Source organism: Nonomuraea sp. NPDC049480, from assembly GCF_044465905.1.
Taxonomy (GTDB): domain Bacteria; phylum Actinomycetota; class Actinomycetes; order Streptosporangiales; family Streptosporangiaceae; genus Nonomuraea.
The window spans coordinates 59,910-76,620 of sequence record NZ_JBITMD010000030.1; the positions used below are offsets into that span (position 1 = coordinate 59,910).

The following is a 16,711-nucleotide window of genomic DNA, read 5'->3' on the forward strand; positions in this document are numbered from 1 at the left end:
CCACCTTGTCGTTCCTTCCCGCGGTCAGATGTGCGGGATGCGTAGGGCGAGAACAGCCATGTCGTCGTGGCCGTCGCTGGGGTGATGGTCGATCAGTGCTTGCACGAAGTCGCGCACGGGCAGGGCGGCGTGAGCAGCGGCGATGGCCGCGAGGCGTTCCAGTCCCTCTTCGATCGAGAACTCGTGGTGTTCGATGAGCCCGTCGGTGAAAAAGATCACTGTGGCGCCTGAGGGCAGGAAGTGGGTGTGGTCGCGGCGCGGCTGCGCAGTGTCGACGCCGAGGGGCAGATCGGGGTCAGCGTGCAGGTAGCGAGCCTTTTGGTCGAGGGTGAGCAGCAGTGGCGGAGGGTGGCCTGCAACGCTCCAGCGTAGCGTCCAGCCATGAGCTTCGGGTTCGATACGGGCGAGGCACGCGGTCGTGACGGGGTCGTCCGTGATGGCGTGGACCGTGCGGTCAAGCTGGCTGAGGACGGCGCTTGGCGAGGTGCGCTGGTCGTAGAGGAGGGCACGCAGCATGTTCCGAGTCTGGGTCATGGCAGCGGCGGCCTGGAGATCGTGTCCGACGACGTCGCCGATGATTGCTGCGCAGGCTTGGTCGGGGACGAGCATGGCGTCGTACCAGTCTCCGCCGACGCGATCGGGGATGGTGGCGGGGCGATAGGCCGCGGCAGCGTCGAACGGTTCCATGTGCTCGGGGAGTCGTGGCAGCAGGAGTCGTTGGAAGCGCTCGGCGTCGTGGCGGGTTTGCTCGTACAGGCGGGCGTCGTCGATGGCCAGTCCCGCGGCGCTGGCCAGCGCTATGATCAGGGTTTCGTCGTGGGCGTCGAAGGGCCGTCCGTCGAGCCGCTCGGAGACGTACAGGTCTCCATAGATCTTGCCGCGGATGTTGATCGGGGCTCCCAGCAGGCTGCGCATCGGTGGATGACCGGGCGGGAAGCCCGCCGAGTCCGGGTGGGCGGAGATGTCATCGACGCGCAATGGTTCAGGGTGGCTGATTAGATGGCCGAGCAGGCCGCGCCCGTGGGGAAACTCCGTTCCGCCCAGGTCGGCCCTTTCCTGCTCCGACAGGCCCATGGGGACGAACAACGCGATGTTTTCACCGTCCTCGTCGAGTACGCCTAGCGCGCCATAGCGGGCGCCGACCAGGTTCATCGCGGTGGATACGATCAAACCCAGCACGACGGATAGCTCCACCTCACGGGCCAGGACGGCCTCGTACAAGTCGTGCAACTGGTCTTGAGTCCGGGCCAGCGACCTGAGCTGTTTGGCGATCTGCTCCAACTCGGTGCCCAGGCGCAGCCGCGTCTCGTGGGCTTGCGCCTGCTGTGGCTCTTCCGCTTTCCCCGTCATCGTGGCCGCCCGGTGGCTAGACGCTCGGTTTCCGTGGCCCTCGCTGGTAAGCGCCGGGTGCTGATCTCGGTCAGCGCGCGGCACGCCACACCCGAGCAGATTACCCATCTTAAACACTCTGACCAGGGATAACGCCTCTTTCGTGTACCTGGTGACCGTGTCGCGAACGACGGAGGCCTTCAGCCGGCCTCACCTCGCCGGCCATCACCTGAAGGTGCTGCGCACTGCCGGACTGCTCTGCAGCAAAGGGGACGGCATCTGGGTTTCCTGCTGGAATCGACATCAAACAAATAGCCAGACCGGCGAACTGTTTACTCCACTGACCGAGACCGCCACGCATCGACATTGATTGCCGCCGCTACAGCAGGCGGGCAGGTGACCGCACTGGCAAAGGACCTGCTCCGGCTATGGGGGACGCGCAGCTCGCTCGAGCTTGGAGCGAAGACCGAGACCGAGACCGAGTTCGTGACCTGGGAAAATGGGCAGGACGACCCTCGTGGACCCGCCCTTTGACGCGTTCCGCGCCCTTGCTGATCGGCGTGGACGACCGGGTATCCGGTTGGTGGAAGCCCTGGCCCAGGCCGCGTCGGAGACAGTCAGCGGGCCGGAGGCATGGGCGCCGGAGATCGCTCACGCCTTCGGGCTGCCCGCGGCTGCCGGGCTCGGCCCGGCGAGCTTCTACGCCGACCTGGCGTCCCGGCATGGACGTCGCCACGTGCGGGTGTGCACCGCGACCGCGTGTTTCGCGGCGCGGGGGAACCGGCACCTGGCCGAGATACAGCACGCTCTCGGCCTGGACGGCGGAGATCCACAACCGGAGGTCTCCGTGCAGACCGTTCGGTGCCTGGGCTATTGCTATGCGAGCCCGGCGTGTCTGGACGGTGAGACACCTTGCGTCGGCCCGGACGTCGCCGATCAGGTGGCCGGGCGGGTGCGGCCGAATGCGCCGCCCATTCCGACGGCCGATGCCACCGGCGACCCGATCGTGCTCTCCGGAATCGTCACCGGGGAGGCCGCATGGCAGACCTGGCCGGAAGCCGTCGACCGGGGCACGCCGGAGCAGGTCCAGGCGGCGGTGGCGGCCTCCGGATTGCGTGGCCGGGGCGGAGCGGGCTTTCCTGTGGCGGCCAAGTGGGCGGCCGCGCGTCCTTCGCCGGACACCGTGGTGGTCGCCAATGGCGACGAGGGCGATCCGGGTTCCTACGCCGATCGGCTGCTGATGGAGGAGGATCCCGGGCGAGTGCTCGAAGGGCTGGCGCTGGCGTGCTTCGCCTGCGGGGCCCGCCGTGGCGTGGTGCTGGTGCGTTCGGAGTATCCGCGGGCGCTGGCCCGGATGCGCGCGGCCGTGGTGCGGGCGTACGAGGAGGGTCATCTCGGTGCGCGGGTGCACGGCAGCGATGTGGATCTCGACGTCGAGGTGGTGGCCGGCGCGGGATCGTATGTGGCGGGCGAGGAGACGGCGCTCATCGCCGGGTTGGAAGGCGGCCGGGGTTGCGCGCGGGCGCGGCCGCCGTACCCGACCAGCAGCGGGCTGTGGGATGCGCCGACCGTGGTGAACAACGTCGAGACCCTGGCGGCGATCCCGTGGATCGTCCGGCACGGCGGGGACGCCTACGCCCGCCGGGGGACGCCCGGTGAGACGGGCACGAAGCTGGTCTGTCTGTCGGAACGCTTCGCCCGCTCCGGCTGCTACGAGGTCGAGCTCGGCACGCCCCTGCGCTGGATCGTCGCCGAGTTGGGCGGCGGCCTGCGGGACGGCGCCGCTCTCGGCGTCTTGCAGGTCGGCGGGCCGCTGGGCGGGTTCCTGGCGGAGCAGGAGTTGGATGTGCCGCTGAGCGAGGCAGCACTGAGCCGGTACGGCGCGGCGCTCGGCCACGCGGGACTGGTGGCGATCGACGATCGGCCGAGGCCGGAAGACGTGCTGCGGCATGTGTGGGCCTTCGCCGCCGCCGAAAGCTGCGGAGCCTGCTCGCCCTGCCGGGTCGGCTCGCGCCGCGGGCTGGAACTGGCCACGGCGAGCGGTCCTCCCGGAGAGGCGTACGCTCGCATGCTCGAGGTAATGAGCCAAGCCAGCCTGTGCGCGTTCGGCCGCCGGGTGCCCGCGGCCGTGCGGAGTCTGGCCCGTGCCTACGGAGACAGGCTGCGGGGGTGGGGCGGGTGAGAGTGATCGTGGACGGTGTCGGCGTCACCGTGCCCGAAGGGGCCACGGTGCTGTCCGCGGTCGGTGCGGCAGGCGTCGAGCTCCCCGCGCTCTGCCACGACGACCGCATGACGCCTGTGGGTTCCTGCCGGGCCTGCCTGGCACGGCTGGACGGGCATGTGGTCGCCGCGTGCGTGACTCCCGTGACAGAGGGTGCTCAAGTAGGGGTTGAACAGGAGGACCTACGCCGGCTGCGGCACGACGCCGTGGAGCTGATCGTGTCCGCGCTTCCCGGCCACGCCTTGGAGGGCGACACCGAGCTGGCCCGGCTGTGCCGGAGGCTGGGCGTCGGCCCAGGTGCCGCCGAACCGGAGCGCGGCCGTGATGACAGTCACCCCTACGTCCGACTGGATCGCGATCTGTGCATCGCCTGCGGCCGATGTGTGCGCATGTGCGCCGAGGTCCAGGGCACCTTCGCGCTCACCCTGACGGGACGCGGCGGCGATACCGTGGTGGCGCCGGGAACGGGTGGCCCCTGGGCCGAATCCGACTGCGTCGCGTGCGGCGGCTGCGTGGACACCTGCCCCACCGGCGCCCTCACCGAGCCCGGCCTGCCGGTCGGCGCACACCTGTCGGCGTTCACCCGTACCCGCACCACCTGCGGCTACTGCGGCGTCGGCTGCGCCCTGGACGTGCTGACGCGCGACGGCGAGGTCACCGCGGTACGACCTGCCCACGACGGCCCGGTCAATCGCGGGCACGCCTGCGTCAAGGGCCGCTTCGCCCACGGATTCCTGCGCTCACCCGAGCGGCTCACCCAGCCGCTGTTGCGCCGCGGCGCCCGGCTGGAGCCGGTGAGCTGGCCCGAGGCCCTCGGCCACGTCGCCCGCGCGATGCGGGCGGCGATCGCCGAGGCCGGCCCCGACACCGTGGCGGCGATCTCCTCGGCCAGGGCCACCAACGAGGAGAACTACCTCATCCAAAAGTTCATGCGGACCGTCATCGGCACGAACAACGTCGACAACTGCTCACGGCTGTGCCACTCCCCCTCCGCTGCCGGACTGACCGCCGCGTTCGGGCTGTCCGGCGGCACCGACAGCTTCGACGACGTGGAGCAGGCCGACTGCCTGCTCGTGGTAGGTGCCAACCCGATCGAGGCGCATCCGGTCGTCGGGGCGCGGCTACTGCAGCGCGTGCTGCGCGGGGCGCGGCTCGTGGTCGCTGACCCGCGCGCCGTGGGGCTGGCCGAGCACGCGGACGTGCACCTGCGGCCCCGGCCTGGCACCAACGTCGCCCTGTTCAACGGGCTCGCACACGTCCTGCTCGCCGAGGGCCTGACCGACCGGGACTTCCTCGATCGCCGGACCACCGGCCTGGCCGAGCTCGCCAAACTCCTCGACGACTACCCGCCCGACCGCGTGTCGGCCATCACCGGCGTTCCCGTTCCCGACCTCGTGACCGCCGGGCGCTTGTACGGCCGGGCCGAGCGACCAGCGATCATCTACGGGCTGGGCGTGACCGAGCACCTGCACGGCACCGACGGTGTGCGGACGCTGGCCAATCTCGCCATCCTGCGCGGCGCGGTCGGCACCGGCCGCGGCTTCGGCGTGAACCCGCTACGCGGCCAGAACAACGTGCAAGGTGCCTCCGACATGGGCGCACTGCCCGATCTGCTCCCCGGCTACGGCAAAGTCGGCGACCCCGCCGCCCGCGCCAGGGCCGAGCAGGTCTGGGGCGTGCCGATGCCGCGGCACGACGGCCTGCGCATCCCGCAGATGTTCGCCGCCGCGCGGGCCGGTGCCCTGCGCGTGCTGTGGATCATCGGGGAGGACGTCTGCGCCACCGACCCGGACACCAACCAGGTCGTCGCCGCGCTGGACACCTGTCCCCTCGTCGTCTGCCAGGAGCTGTTTCTCTCCGAGACCGCCCGCCACGCGGACGTGATCCTGCCCGCCGCGTCCTGGCTGGAGAAGGACGGCACCTTCGTCAACTTCGACCGGCGCTTCCAGCGGGTGCGACCCGCCCTCCCCTCGTCCGGCGAGGCACGCGCCGACTTCGCCATCGTCCACGCCCTCGCCGCCGCCATGGGAGCTGACCTGGGCTGCCCCACCCCGGCCGCGGCGCTCGCGGAATGCGGCCGGGTGGCGCCGATCTTCGGTGGAATCTCACACCGGCGGCTCGACCAGGAAGGCGCCATCGCCTGGCCATGCCCCGATGCCGGCCACCCCGGGACGGGCAAGCTGTACCAGGACCGGTTCGCCACCGCCGACGGCCTCGCCCACCTCGCGGCCCGGCCCTATCTCCCGCCTGGCGAGAGCCCTGACGACGACTACCCGCTCGTTCTGATCACCGGCCGCCGCTGGGCGCACTACAACTCCGGCAACATGACCCGGCGCAGCGGAAACCTCCGTCTCGACCCCGTCGATCAGGTCGACATCAACCCAGTGGACGCTGCCCGCCACGCCATCCCGGGCGGCGACCTGGTCACCGTGGAAAGCCGCCACGGGCGCGCCACGCTGATCGCCCGCATCACCGGCGAAACGGCACCAGGCCAGCTCTTCTGCGCCTTTCATTTCCCTGCGAGCCAGGTGAACGCCCTCACCTCCGGCCACGCGGACACAGTGACCTCGTGCCCGGAGTACAAGGTCACCGCCGTACGGTTGACACCTCCGCGTTAGCCGGATGCGACAGGCGTGAACGGCGGGACAGCGGACTCGCGACGTCTCGTGGTGAGGACGTGCCGAGCACCTGGGACGAAAGTCCCTTCCCGCTGAGCCGGACGGCTCTGCCGTGGTTCGTCAGCGCCCTGGACAGTGCTCTCAAGGAGGTGTCCGATGAAGATCTCGACCAATCCGATGATGTTGCGCCTACGGCTGTACCGACTGGACGACAATCCCCTGCGGCGCCGTTCGGACCGGCTGGAGTCTGCCTTCGTACTGGTGGCCTTGTTCCTGGTGCTGGCCAGTGTCTGGCCGGCCGTGCTTGCTGGGCGGCTGGCTTATGAGAGCGCACTGCACGACGAGCGCGTCGGCCCGGGGTCCCGCCAGCAGGTCATGGCAACGCTGTTGCAGGACGCTCCGGTCACCCGTGTGTCTTTTACGGAGGTTCCGACGGGCAAGCCGGAGGCGGTGGCTCGATGGACGACCCCGGAGGGTGAGGCACGGAGCGGTCAGGTGCCGGTGCCCGCGCTTGCCAAGGCCGGCTCGACGGTCCCGGTGTGGATCGATGCTTCCGGAGCGCCCGCCCCGCCGCCTGCGGACCCGGCCGTTCTCCAGATGAGGGGTGTGGCGACGGGCCTCCTGATCATGCTGGTGGCCGCCATGCTGGCGCTGGCGTCGTTCGCGGGTCTCCGGTGGCGGATGGACCGCAACCGGTACAGGGAGTGGCACATCGGCTGGGCGCGCGCAGACGAGGCGTGGCGGCGTCCGCGGCAGTCGTAGATGCCCAGCCAACCTAGTCAGGCTCGATCCGGGGTCTCTGGAAACGCCAGGACACGTTCAGCTCAGACGGATGGACGGCGTCGAGCGCGCGTGCCAGCGCTTGCTCTGGAAGGGTTCCCGTGTCGATTTCGATCGCGTCAGGCCACGGCGCCATGGCCGCAGTCATGGCGGTGCCCACGGCCTCGTCCGCGTCGGAGAGCTCGCGTTCCCGGGCGGTGAGCCTTGCGGCGGCGATCTGCGGCATGACGGTGCACCGTAGCGCGATCAGGTTGCTCGAGGTCCGGCCGGCCACGTCCGCAGCCATCGCCCGATGCCGCTCATCGCCCCAAGACGCGTCCAGGACGACCGACTCCCCCTGCCCGAGCAACCGTTCGGCGCGTGCCAGCAACTCGGCGTACGTGCGGGCGGTGTGCCCGCGATCGTAGATTCCCTGGTGGTAAGGCGCGCTTGCGGCCTGTAGAGGGTCGAGCCCGGCCAGTTCCTTGCGGATACGGTCAGTGCGCAGCAGCGTGTAGCCGAGCCGGTCGGCCAGTGCGCCGCCGAGCGTCGTCTTCCCGCTGCCGGGTGGCCCGCCGACCAGCACCAGGCTGACCGCTCCGGCCCGCAGATGACGTAGTGCGAACTCGGCCAGCCGCCGCGCCTCCCACCCGGCGTCCACGTCGCCCTGCCAGTGGCGCAGGCAGGCGACCTTGGCGCGGACGAAGGCCCGATAGGCGACGTAGTGGTGCCACAGCGCCGTCGGCGCCGGATCATCGCTGAATTCCACGTACCAGCGGAGGAATAGCTCGGCCAGCCGCGGCGCGCCGAGCCGTTCCAGGTCCATGGCGAGGAAGGCGGCGTCGTCCAGCCCATCGAGGAAGCGCAGGCGCTCGTCGAACTCCAGGCAGTCCAGGATCCGCGGCCCGTCGTCCAGGCAGAAGATGTCCTCAGCCAGCAGATCGCCGTGTCCGTCGACGATGCGGCCCTCGGCGATGCGCGTCTCGAACAGGGGCTCTCTGCCGTCCAGGAACTGCAGTGTGAGACGCTCGATCTCGTCCAGGACACCGGGCTCAATTGTGGCGCCGGGCAGGGCGCGTACCTGCTCGAGGCTAGCCGTCCAGCGGACGCGCAGCGCCTGCGGGCCGCCCTCCTGATCGATCTGCGGGCCGTGAGGGGCCTTGGCGTGCAAGCCGGCGATCTGGCGCGCGATGGCGCGCACGTGCTCGTCCACTGGCCTCCCCTCCCTGACCAGCGTGGCCAGGCGCCGCTCGTGGGGCATGCGGCGCATCACGACGAGATGCTCGCAGACCTCGCCGTCCGGGCCGGTCACATCGGCCACACCTTCGTAGACGTCGGGGGCGAGCCTGCGGTTGAGCTCCACCTCCCGGCGGCAGGCCGCCTCTCTGGCACGCAGGGTGCTGAAGTCGAGGAAGCCAAGGTTCACGGGCTTCTTCAGCTTGTACGCGTGCTCACCGAGCAGGAACACCACGGCGGCATGCGTCTCTTTGGTCGTGGCGAACATGACGCCACCTCCTCTTCCAGTTCAGATCCGGAGGTCTACCACCGCCAGGGCCGAAGGAACCTTCCGCCGAGAACACCCGGCACGAGGCCTGAGGGCGAGGCCAGACCCGACGCTCGGCGGTGGAGAGCGCATCACGGTCCGCGACCGTCTGGTACAGCCGGAAGTCCTGGTCAAAGTCGGCTTTCGGTCACCACCGCAACAGGGCCGGGCGCGTGCTGAAGGAGGAAGTTCGCGGTGCCGAAACGTGCGGCTCGCTTGCGTCCGACGACCGTGAGGGTCGCGCGCTCATGAGCGTCGCCCCGCTGAACCTGGATCCCCGGGTGGCGCGCCACCCAGCCGGTCAGATCCGCCTGCGCGGTGACGGGGACCTGGCGTATGGCAGCCTCGGTGAACGCGAACTCGAGGACGGACGCGTCGGGCTCCTTGTCGGCCACCACGATCGGCCCGGGATTCGCCGAGGCGGGCAGCGGTCCCGGACCGCGTACGATGATCACCGGGCATGCGGCGTGGGCGGCGACATAGCCAGCCACCGAACCGACGACCGCCCTGGGCAGCGCGCTCAGGCCACGGGAGCCGACGACAACAAGCGCAGCGGCGCTGGAGAGCTCGACGAGGCGCTGGGCAGCGGGCCCTTCGTACAGGTCGGTTTCGACGCGTACACCCGAGCTGCTGGCGCGGGCGCAGTCGGCGCCATGCCACAACACATGCTCGGCCGCCTTGCGCAGATGCGCCTTGGCCTCCTCCTCCGCCTCACCGTAGGGCCATTGCCAGGCGTGGGAAACGGTCAGGGGGAGTTTCCTGAGCTCGGCCTCGTCGAGTGCCCAGTCCAGGGCCTGCATCGCGAAGTCCGAGCCGTCATAGCCGAGGACGATGTGATTCATGTCAGTGGCCTCCCTTCAAGTATCCCTGCACCCAGCCTGCGCTCCCGCGGTTCGGTCACGTAGGGCTGAGCGGCCCTGACCTGAAGGACGTTGGTCCCGACGAGCTCTCCTGCTTCACGCGCGCCTGGCTCGCCAGCCTTTGTGCGCGGCGTCGGCCAGGATCATGACGGGGATCGCGAGTGCCGCCAGCGCCCAGCCGGCCGGTGGCGGGAACGCGCCGCCGAGCACGTCGGCGACGGCTGGCAGGCCGAGGAAGAGCAGCAGCATGATGGCCTCGAAGGCGAGCGCACCGAGCAACAGTGGGTTGGTGCGCCAGCCCAGCCGTCCGATCCAGCGGGATTCGCTGCGGCAGGCGAAGGCGTTGGCGAACTGGCCGAGCACAACGGCGGCAAAGGCGGTGCCGGAGGCGGCGGCGAGGAGCGCAGGGCTCGGGGCAGCGCCGAAGTGCCAGCCGCCCAGCAGGAGGACGACAACAAAGGCGCCCATCTCGGCCAGGGCCTGGGCAGGGCCGAGGATGCCGAAGACGCGGCCGATCAGGCGGCGGTCGACGAGGTTACCGGTGCGGGCGGGGCCGTGCATGGTGCGGGGGTTGGCGGGTTCGGCGCCGAGGGCGAGGGCGGGCAGCAGGTCGGTGCCGATGTCGAGGGCGAGCACCTGCAGCACGCTCAGCGCGAGCGGGATGGTGCCGCCGGACAGTGCCCAGACGGCGAACGGGGTGAGCTCGGCCACGTTGTCGGTGAGGTGGTAGGTGAGGAAGCGGCGCACGTTGGCGTAGGTGGCGCGGCCCAGTTCGACGGCGGTGACGATGGTGACGAAGTGGTCGTCGAGCAGCACCAGGTCGGCGGCCTCGCGGGCGACGTCGGTGCCGGAGGCGCCCATGGCGATGCCGATGTCGGCCTCACGCAGCGCGGGCCCGTCGTTGACGCCGTCGCCGGTCATCGCCACGACGTGGCCGCGTCCGCGTAGGGCGCGGGCAATGCGCAGTTTGTCCTCGGGGGTCACGCGGGCCACGACCAGGCCGTCGTGGTCGAGCAGTTCGCCCAGCGCCGCGTCGTCGGCTGGCAGCTCGGCGCCGGTGAGCACGAGTTCGTCCTCGCCGAGCAGGCCCACTTCCTTGGCGATGGCGCGGGCGGTGCCGGGGTGGTCGCCGGTGACCATGGCGAGCTTGATGCCGGCGATCCGGCACTTCCAGATGGCTTCGGCCACGTCGTCCCGGGGTGGGTCGTGCAGGCCGATCAGGCCGAGGAATTGGAGATCTCGTTCGTCTGCCGTGTCCGCCCGGGCGACCGCCAGCACGCGCAACCCCTGAGTGCTCATCCGGGCCAGTGCCTCCTCCACGCCCGATACGTCGCCGCAGAGCGGGAGCACGGTGTCCGGAGCGCCCTTGAGGTGCAGGTGGCCGCCGGCCACGACGGAGGCGCGGCGCCGTACCGGGTCGAAGGGGAAGCGGCGGGTGATCTCGTCCGACAGGTCGGCGCCGAGTCTCAGCGCCTCGACGTGTAAGGCGACCTCCATCGGGTCGCCCACCGGTTTGCCGTCGCTCATCCGGCCGGTGGAGCTGAGCACGGCCGAGCGCATCACCTCGGCAGGCGAATGGCCGGGGGCCCACACGTCGGCGACGGTCATCTCGTTGCGGGTGAGCGTGCCGGTCTTGTCGGTGCAGATGAACGTGGCCGAGCCGAGCGTCTCCACCGCCTCCAGGTGGCGGACCAGGGCGTTCTTGGCGGCCATGCGTTGCGCGGCGCGGGCCAGGGAGAGGGTGACGGTCGGCAGCAGCCCTTCGGGGACCAGCGCCACCGTGACACCGATCGCGAACAGGAATCCTTGCCCGGCCTCCATGCCCAGCAGCAGGGCCAGCCCGAAGAACGCCGCGCCGACCGCCAGCGCGATTCCGGCGACGATCCTGACCACCTTGCCGAGCTGGACGGCCAGCGGGCTCGGCGGCCGGCTGGCCTCCCGGGTGAGCGTGGCGATCTCGGCCAGTCTGGTGTGCGGGCCGGTGGCCACCACGACGGCTTCGGCCTGCCCTTCCACCACGAACGTGCCCGCGTGGGCACGATCTCCGGTCGCAGGCCGGACCGGGCGGCTCTCCCCGGTGAGCATCGACTCGTTGACGGCGAGCGCGTGTACGTCCGTCAGCTCCAGGTCGGCCGAGACACGATCGCCGGCCTCCAGCAGCACCACGTCGCCGACCACGAGATCGGCCGCGCTGACCAGCACACGTCTGCTGTCCCGGCGGACCACCGCGTTGGCCGGAATGAGTTCGCCCAGCCGCTGGGTGGCCTTGTCGGCGCGGTACTCCTGGGCGAAGGCGAACGCCCCGTTCAGCAGCACGACGATGACAATGGCCATGGCCAGCTGCGGCATCCCGGCCAGCAGCGCCAGCACGGAGGCGCCCCACAGCAGCAGGGCGAAGAAGTGCACCATCTGGCGCAAGAGCAGCACCGCAGGAGGGGTACGGCGAGCGGCCGGCAGCGTGTTGGCCCTTCGGCGGCCAGCCGCGCCCCAGCCTCGGCAGCGGTCAGCCCGGATCTGGTCCGCGACACGGTAGTCATGTCGCCAGCCTCACCTTTCTGCGATGCGGCCTGGCAGGGACTTTCGGCCTCAAGGCCGGGGACGTCCGGCACTCCTGTCGCGCTGGCCTGTGGGAAATCCTTGGTGGTGAGAGCCACGCCGCGTCCACGTCTATGGGACCTGCGCGACATGTGAGGAACGGGAGATCCGGTATGTCTGAGGGCTACGACGTTCTGCTACGTGACGGCGGCATCGCTCACGTGCGCCCGCTGCGTCCCACCGATCGCGAAGCCCTGCACGAGCTGGTCGCCCGCTCGTCAGAGCGCTCGGCGTACCTGCGCTTCTTCACCGGGGGCCGCAACACCGCGCACTCCTACATGGACCGCGTCACCGGTGAGGAGTATCGGGGGCACGCCCTGGTGGCCAGCGTGAAAGGCCGGCTGGTCGCGGTCGCCGAGTACATCCCGATGGACGATGGCCGCGCCGACCTGGCCATTCTCCTGGACGATGCCGTCCACGGACACGGCCTGGGCACCTTGCTGCTTGAGCACATCGCGCTGGACGCGGCCGCGCACGGGGTGCGCGAGCTGGTGGCTGACGTGCTGGGTGAGAACCGGGCCATGCAGCGGGTGTTGCGTGATCTCGGCTTGGAGGTCTCCCAGCACTTCGATGGCGGCACGCTGCACCTCGACATCGCCGCCGTGCCCACCTCCCGGCTGCGCGAGGCCATCGCGGCCCGCGATCACGAGGCCGGGCGGGCGTCGCTGGCGCGAGTGCTCGCGCCCCGCTCGGTGGCGGTGGTCGGCGCGAGCCGCAACGAGCGGGCCGTCGGGCACAAGGTGCTGCGCAACCTGCTCGACGGCGACTTTGCCGGGGCGATCTACCCGGTCAACCCGAACGCCACTGTGGTGGCCGGGCTGGCCTGCCACGCCAAGGTGCCTGCGGGGGTGGACCTGGCGGTGGTGGCGGTACCCGCCCGGCACGTGCTGGAGGTGGCGCGCGACTGCGCGGCGGCGGGTGTGGCCGGGCTGGTGGTGCTGACGTCGGGATTCGCCGAGGCCGGGCAGCCTGGCGTCGAGGCGGAGCTGCTGACGATCTGCCGCGCGTCCGGGATGCGGCTGATCGGCCCGAACTGCCTGGGTGTGGTGAACACTGCGGCGCGGCTGAATGCCAGTTTCCTGCCGCACCACCCCGTCCGGGGGCATGTGGCGCTGATGTCGCAGTCGGGCGCAGTGGGGGCGGCGTTGCTGGAGCGGCTGGATGTGTCGTCGTTCGTGTCGGTCGGCAACAAGGCCGACGTCAGCGGCAACGACCTCCTGGAGTTCTGGGAGGACGATCCCGAGACCGACGTGATCGCCCTGTATCTGGAGTCGTTCGGCAATCCGCGAAAGTTCGCCCGCATCGCCCGCCGGGTCGGCGCGCGCAAGCCGATCCTGCTGGTCAAGAGCGGCCGCAGCGGGGCCGGTGGCCGGGCGGTGCGCTCGCACACCGCCGCCGCGGCCACGCCCGATGTGGCGGTGGACGCGCTCACCCGGGCCGCCGGCGTCATCCGGCTCGACGGCGTGAATGAGCTGATCGATGTCGCCAAGCTCCTGGCCGGCCAGCCCCTCCCCCGGGGACGCCGGGTGGCCATTGTCGGCAACTCGGGCGGCCCTCAGGCCATGGCCGCCGACGCCTGCGAGCGTCACGGCCTTGTCGTACCCGAGCTGCCGCCCGGCCTGCTGGAGGCACGTGCCGCCGCCGCGCTGGGCAACCCGGTGGATCTGACCGCGGACGCCACCGCCGCCGAGATCGGCGCCGCCGTCGCGGCGCTCACCGCCTCACCGGATGTGGACGTGGTCCTCGTCGTCTACACCCCGCCGTTCGGTGACGGGCTGGACGCGACCCGCCAGGCTGTCGCGGACGCCACCAAGGGCGCGGACAAGACCGTGCTGGCCTGCATCGTCGGCCACGACGGCCTGATCGACGGCCGGGTCCCCAGCTATGCCTTCCCCGAGCAGGCCGTCCAGGCCCTCGCCCACGTCGTGGGCTATGCCGAGTGGCGCCGCCGCCCCGTCGAACCACCCACCGCACCGCCCCCAGCCGACGAGAGATCGGCGCGAGAGATCATCGACGCGGAGCTGGAGGCGTTCCCGGACGGCAGCTGGCTGTCTCCGGCGGCCACCGCGCGGTTGCTCGGCTGCTACGGCGTGAGACTGGTGGAGTCGATCGACGTGGACGACCCCGAGGCCGCCGCCAGGGCTGCCGCGCGTGTCGGGTTGCCCGTGGTGCTCAAGGCCACCGGCCCCGTGCACAAGAGCGACGTCGGCGGTGTCCAGCTCAACCTGCGGACCGAGGACGACGTACGGCTGGCATATCGCGAAATGTTGGCCCATATCGGCGACGACATGGCCGGCGCGATCGTCCAACCCATGCTCCCGGGCGGTGTGGAGATCATCGTGGGCGGCGTCAACTACCCAGCGTTCGGGCCGCTGGTCATGGTCGGCATGGGCGGGGTGATGGCCGACCTGCTGGCCGACCGCGCCTTCCGAGTACCACCCGTCACCGACGCCGCAGACATGATCGGCGAGCTGCGCTGCGCACCGCTGCTGCACGGCTACCGCGGCTCACCGCCCGCCGACGTCGACGCCCTGGCCGAACAGATCACGCGCGTCGGCAAGCTGCTCGAGGACCTGCCGCAGGTGGCCGAGCTCGACCTGAACCCCGTCATCGTCACCCCGGACGGCGCGACCACGGTCGACGCGCGGATCAGGGTCGCCCCGTGCGAGCCGCCGCCCTCGCCGCTGCTGCGCCGCCTTCGCTGACCAACGACTACCCCGCTCGGGACTTCCGCCCCTAATCCCCATCCCTCTCACGAGATGTGATGAAAGCAACCAAGGACCTCTTCCTACAGAAGCCAGAAAAGAGCTGACCACCATGCGCATGACCGTCGCGGACGTGATGACCGCCAAGGTCGTCTCCGTCACCGCCGCCACCCCGTTCAAGGACATCGCCCAAGCGCTCATCACCGGCGGCATCAGCGCCGTCCCGGTCGTGGACGACGACCAGCACGTGATCGGCATGGTGTCCGAGGCCGATCTGCTGCGCAAGGAAGAATTCCGGGAGGAGTTCTACCGCGAGGGCTACCGCCCGCCGCTGCGCGCCCGGCTGCGCCACCCCAAAGGCCGGCAGAAGGCCGCCGGCGACACCGCCGCCGACCTGATGACCAGCCCGGCGATCACCATCTCTCCCGAGGCGTCGGCGGTCTCGGCCGCCCGCCTCATGGACGCCCACGACGTCAAGCGGCTCGCCGTCGTCGACTACAACGGCCGCCTGCAGGGCATCGTCAGCCGCCGCGACCTCGTCAAACTGTTCCTGCGGGCCGATGAGGAGATCGCCGCCGAGATCCGCGACGACATCCTCGACCGCGCCCTGTGGGTGGACACCGACGGCGTCCAGGTGGAGGTGCACCAGGGCGTCGTGACGCTGTCCGGCTGGATGGACCGCCGCACCGAGACCGGCATCGCTGTCCGCATGAGCGGCCGGGTCAACGGCGTGGTCGACGTCGTCGACAAGCTGACCTGGAAGCAGGACGACAGCGCGTGGGAGGCCAAGTAGCCATGCTGGTGAGAGAGGTCATGAGCAGCCCGGCCATCACCGTCCGCCGGGCCGACCCAGTGCGGCAGGCCATCCGGACCCTCTACGGCCACGACATCACCGCCGCTCCTGTCGTCGACGACAGCGACCGTCTCGTCGGCGTGGTCAGCGAGCTGGACCTGCTGCGCGGCGAATTCGAGCCCGACCCCCGCGCCACCGTGACGCCCACCAGTCCGCCGGCCGAGCCACCGCCGCGCCGCGTCATGGAGGTCATGACCGGCGACGTCGTCACCGTCACCGAGACCACCGACGTCACCACCGCCATCGACCTGATGGTGGGCAAGCGGATCAAGAGCCTGCCCGTCGTCCGAGGCGATCGGATCGTCGGCATGGTCAGCCGTCGCGATCTGATGGCGATGCTCGCGCGCCCCGACGAGGAGTTGCGCCAGGCGGTCGTCGCCGCGCTGCGAGAGCAGTATCCCTCCGGTCCGAGCTGGGACATCGCCGTGCACAACGGCGTGGCCGAGTTGAGCGGGCCGCCCCATGAGCACGCCGACCACATCGCCGGCCTGCTCGCCCGCACCGTGCCCGGCATCGTCCGGGTCAGGCACATGAGGAGATCCACATGAGAACCACTGTCCAGGACGTGATGACCACCGACGTGGCCGCCGTCAACGAGAAGGCTTCCTTCCACACCGTGGCCGACCTGCTCATCAACCGGGGCGTCAGCGGCGTGCCCGTGCTGGACGACGACAACCGGGTCAAAGGCGTCGTGTCCGAGGCCGACCTGCTGGCCAAGCAGGAGTTCAAGGCACGCTACTACGGCGACGGCTACGCCCCGCCGCTGCGTGCCCGCATCCGCCACACCGTCAGCAGCGAGGGCAGCGGCTTCTATAAGGCGCTCGGCGAGACCGCCGGCGCGCTGATGACCTCACCCGCGCACACCACCACCCCTGACGCCTCCGTCGTGCTGGCTGCACGGCTGATGGACAAGTACGGCGTCAAGCGCCTGCCCGTGGTGGACGACGGCGGCCGGATCGTCGGCATCGTCAGTCGCCGCGACCTGATCAAGGTCTTCCTCCGCGCGGACTCCGACATCGAGCGCCAGATCCACGAGGTCATCCCCGGCGAGCTGGAGATTTCGGTGTCCGAGGGCGTGGTCACCCTGTCGGGGACGGTCGACGAGCACAGCCACGCCATCAAGGCCGTCCGCCTGGCTGAGAACATCGACAGCGTCGTGGCCGTACACGACGAGCTCAACTGGAAGCACGACGACATCGTCCAACTGCCCGTCTGGGGCGGCGCCTGA

Annotated in this window: 12 protein-coding genes; 8 read left to right on the plus strand and 4 right to left on the minus strand. The window is 70.5% G+C overall.

All coding sequences use genetic code 11. The features are described 5' to 3' along the window. Positions 1-24: 24 nt before the first annotated feature. Positions 25-1,458: a PP2C family protein-serine/threonine phosphatase gene (locus tag ACIBX3_RS50815; RefSeq protein ID WP_397127960.1), complete on the minus strand. Its 1,434-nt coding sequence runs from the start codon at positions 1,456-1,458 to the stop codon at positions 25-27. Positions 1,459-1,492: 34 nt separating this feature from the next. Here ACIBX3_RS50815 and ACIBX3_RS50820 point away from each other — a divergent pair, with 34 nt between their 5' ends. From ACIBX3_RS50820 to ACIBX3_RS50835, 4 genes are all read left to right on the plus strand, one after another. After that, positions 1,493-1,699, plus strand: coding sequence for a hypothetical protein (locus ACIBX3_RS50820; RefSeq protein ID WP_397127962.1), 207 nt, complete (start codon positions 1,493-1,495; stop codon positions 1,697-1,699). A gap of 129 nt (positions 1,700-1,828) precedes the next feature. After that, a complete protein-coding gene (locus ACIBX3_RS50825; RefSeq protein ID WP_397127963.1) occupies positions 1,829-3,511 on the plus strand; it encodes an NADH-ubiquinone oxidoreductase-F iron-sulfur binding region domain-containing protein in 1,683 nt (560 codons plus the stop codon). Next, positions 3,508-6,168 (plus strand): formate dehydrogenase subunit alpha, encoded by a 2,661-nt coding sequence (fdhF, locus tag ACIBX3_RS50830; protein ID WP_397127964.1) that lies wholly within the window; start codon positions 3,508-3,510, stop codon positions 6,166-6,168. The genes ACIBX3_RS50825 and fdhF overlap by 4 nt, the downstream gene beginning before the upstream one ends. Before the next feature lie 156 nt (positions 6,169-6,324). Then, positions 6,325-6,930 (plus strand): hypothetical protein, encoded by a 606-nt coding sequence (locus tag ACIBX3_RS50835; RefSeq protein ID WP_397127965.1) that lies wholly within the window; start codon positions 6,325-6,327, stop codon positions 6,928-6,930. A 13-nt stretch (positions 6,931-6,943) separates the two neighbouring features. Here ACIBX3_RS50835 and ACIBX3_RS50840 read toward each other — a convergent pair whose 3' ends face one another. The 3 genes from ACIBX3_RS50840 to ACIBX3_RS50850 all read right to left on the minus strand — a co-directional run bounded on the left by ACIBX3_RS50840 (position 6,944) and on the right by ACIBX3_RS50850 (position 11,757). After that, positions 6,944-8,431: an AAA family ATPase gene (locus ACIBX3_RS50840; RefSeq protein ID WP_397127966.1), complete on the minus strand. Its 1,488-nt coding sequence runs from the start codon at positions 8,429-8,431 to the stop codon at positions 6,944-6,946. Positions 8,432-8,601: 170 nt separating this feature from the next. Next, positions 8,602-9,312: a universal stress protein gene (locus ACIBX3_RS50845; protein WP_397127968.1), complete on the minus strand. Its 711-nt coding sequence runs from the start codon at positions 9,310-9,312 to the stop codon at positions 8,602-8,604. A gap of 114 nt (positions 9,313-9,426) precedes the next feature. Next, positions 9,427-11,757 carry a cation-translocating P-type ATPase gene (locus tag ACIBX3_RS50850; protein WP_397127970.1) on the minus strand — a complete coding sequence of 777 codons (2,331 nt, stop codon included), beginning with the start codon at positions 11,755-11,757 and terminating at the stop codon, positions 9,427-9,429. 281 nt (positions 11,758-12,038) lie between these two features. Here ACIBX3_RS50850 and ACIBX3_RS50855 point away from each other — a divergent pair, with 281 nt between their 5' ends. The 4 genes from ACIBX3_RS50855 to ACIBX3_RS50870 all read left to right on the plus strand — a co-directional run bounded on the left by ACIBX3_RS50855 (position 12,039) and on the right by ACIBX3_RS50870 (position 16,711). Next, positions 12,039-14,630 carry a GNAT family N-acetyltransferase gene (locus ACIBX3_RS50855; RefSeq protein ID WP_397127971.1) on the plus strand — a complete coding sequence of 864 codons (2,592 nt, stop codon included), beginning with the start codon at positions 12,039-12,041 and terminating at the stop codon, positions 14,628-14,630. Positions 14,631-14,742: 112 nt separating this feature from the next. Next, positions 14,743-15,423, plus strand: a complete 681-nt coding sequence (locus ACIBX3_RS50860) for a CBS domain-containing protein (RefSeq protein WP_397127972.1) — start codon at positions 14,743-14,745, stop codon at positions 15,421-15,423. 2 nt (positions 15,424-15,425) lie between these two features. After that, entirely contained in the window at positions 15,426-16,031 is a 606-nt protein-coding gene (locus tag ACIBX3_RS50865) for an HPP family protein (RefSeq protein ID WP_397127973.1), read from the plus strand. Then, positions 16,028-16,711, plus strand: coding sequence for a CBS domain-containing protein (locus tag ACIBX3_RS50870; protein WP_397127974.1), 684 nt, complete (start codon positions 16,028-16,030; stop codon positions 16,709-16,711). The genes ACIBX3_RS50865 and ACIBX3_RS50870 overlap by 4 nt, the downstream gene beginning before the upstream one ends.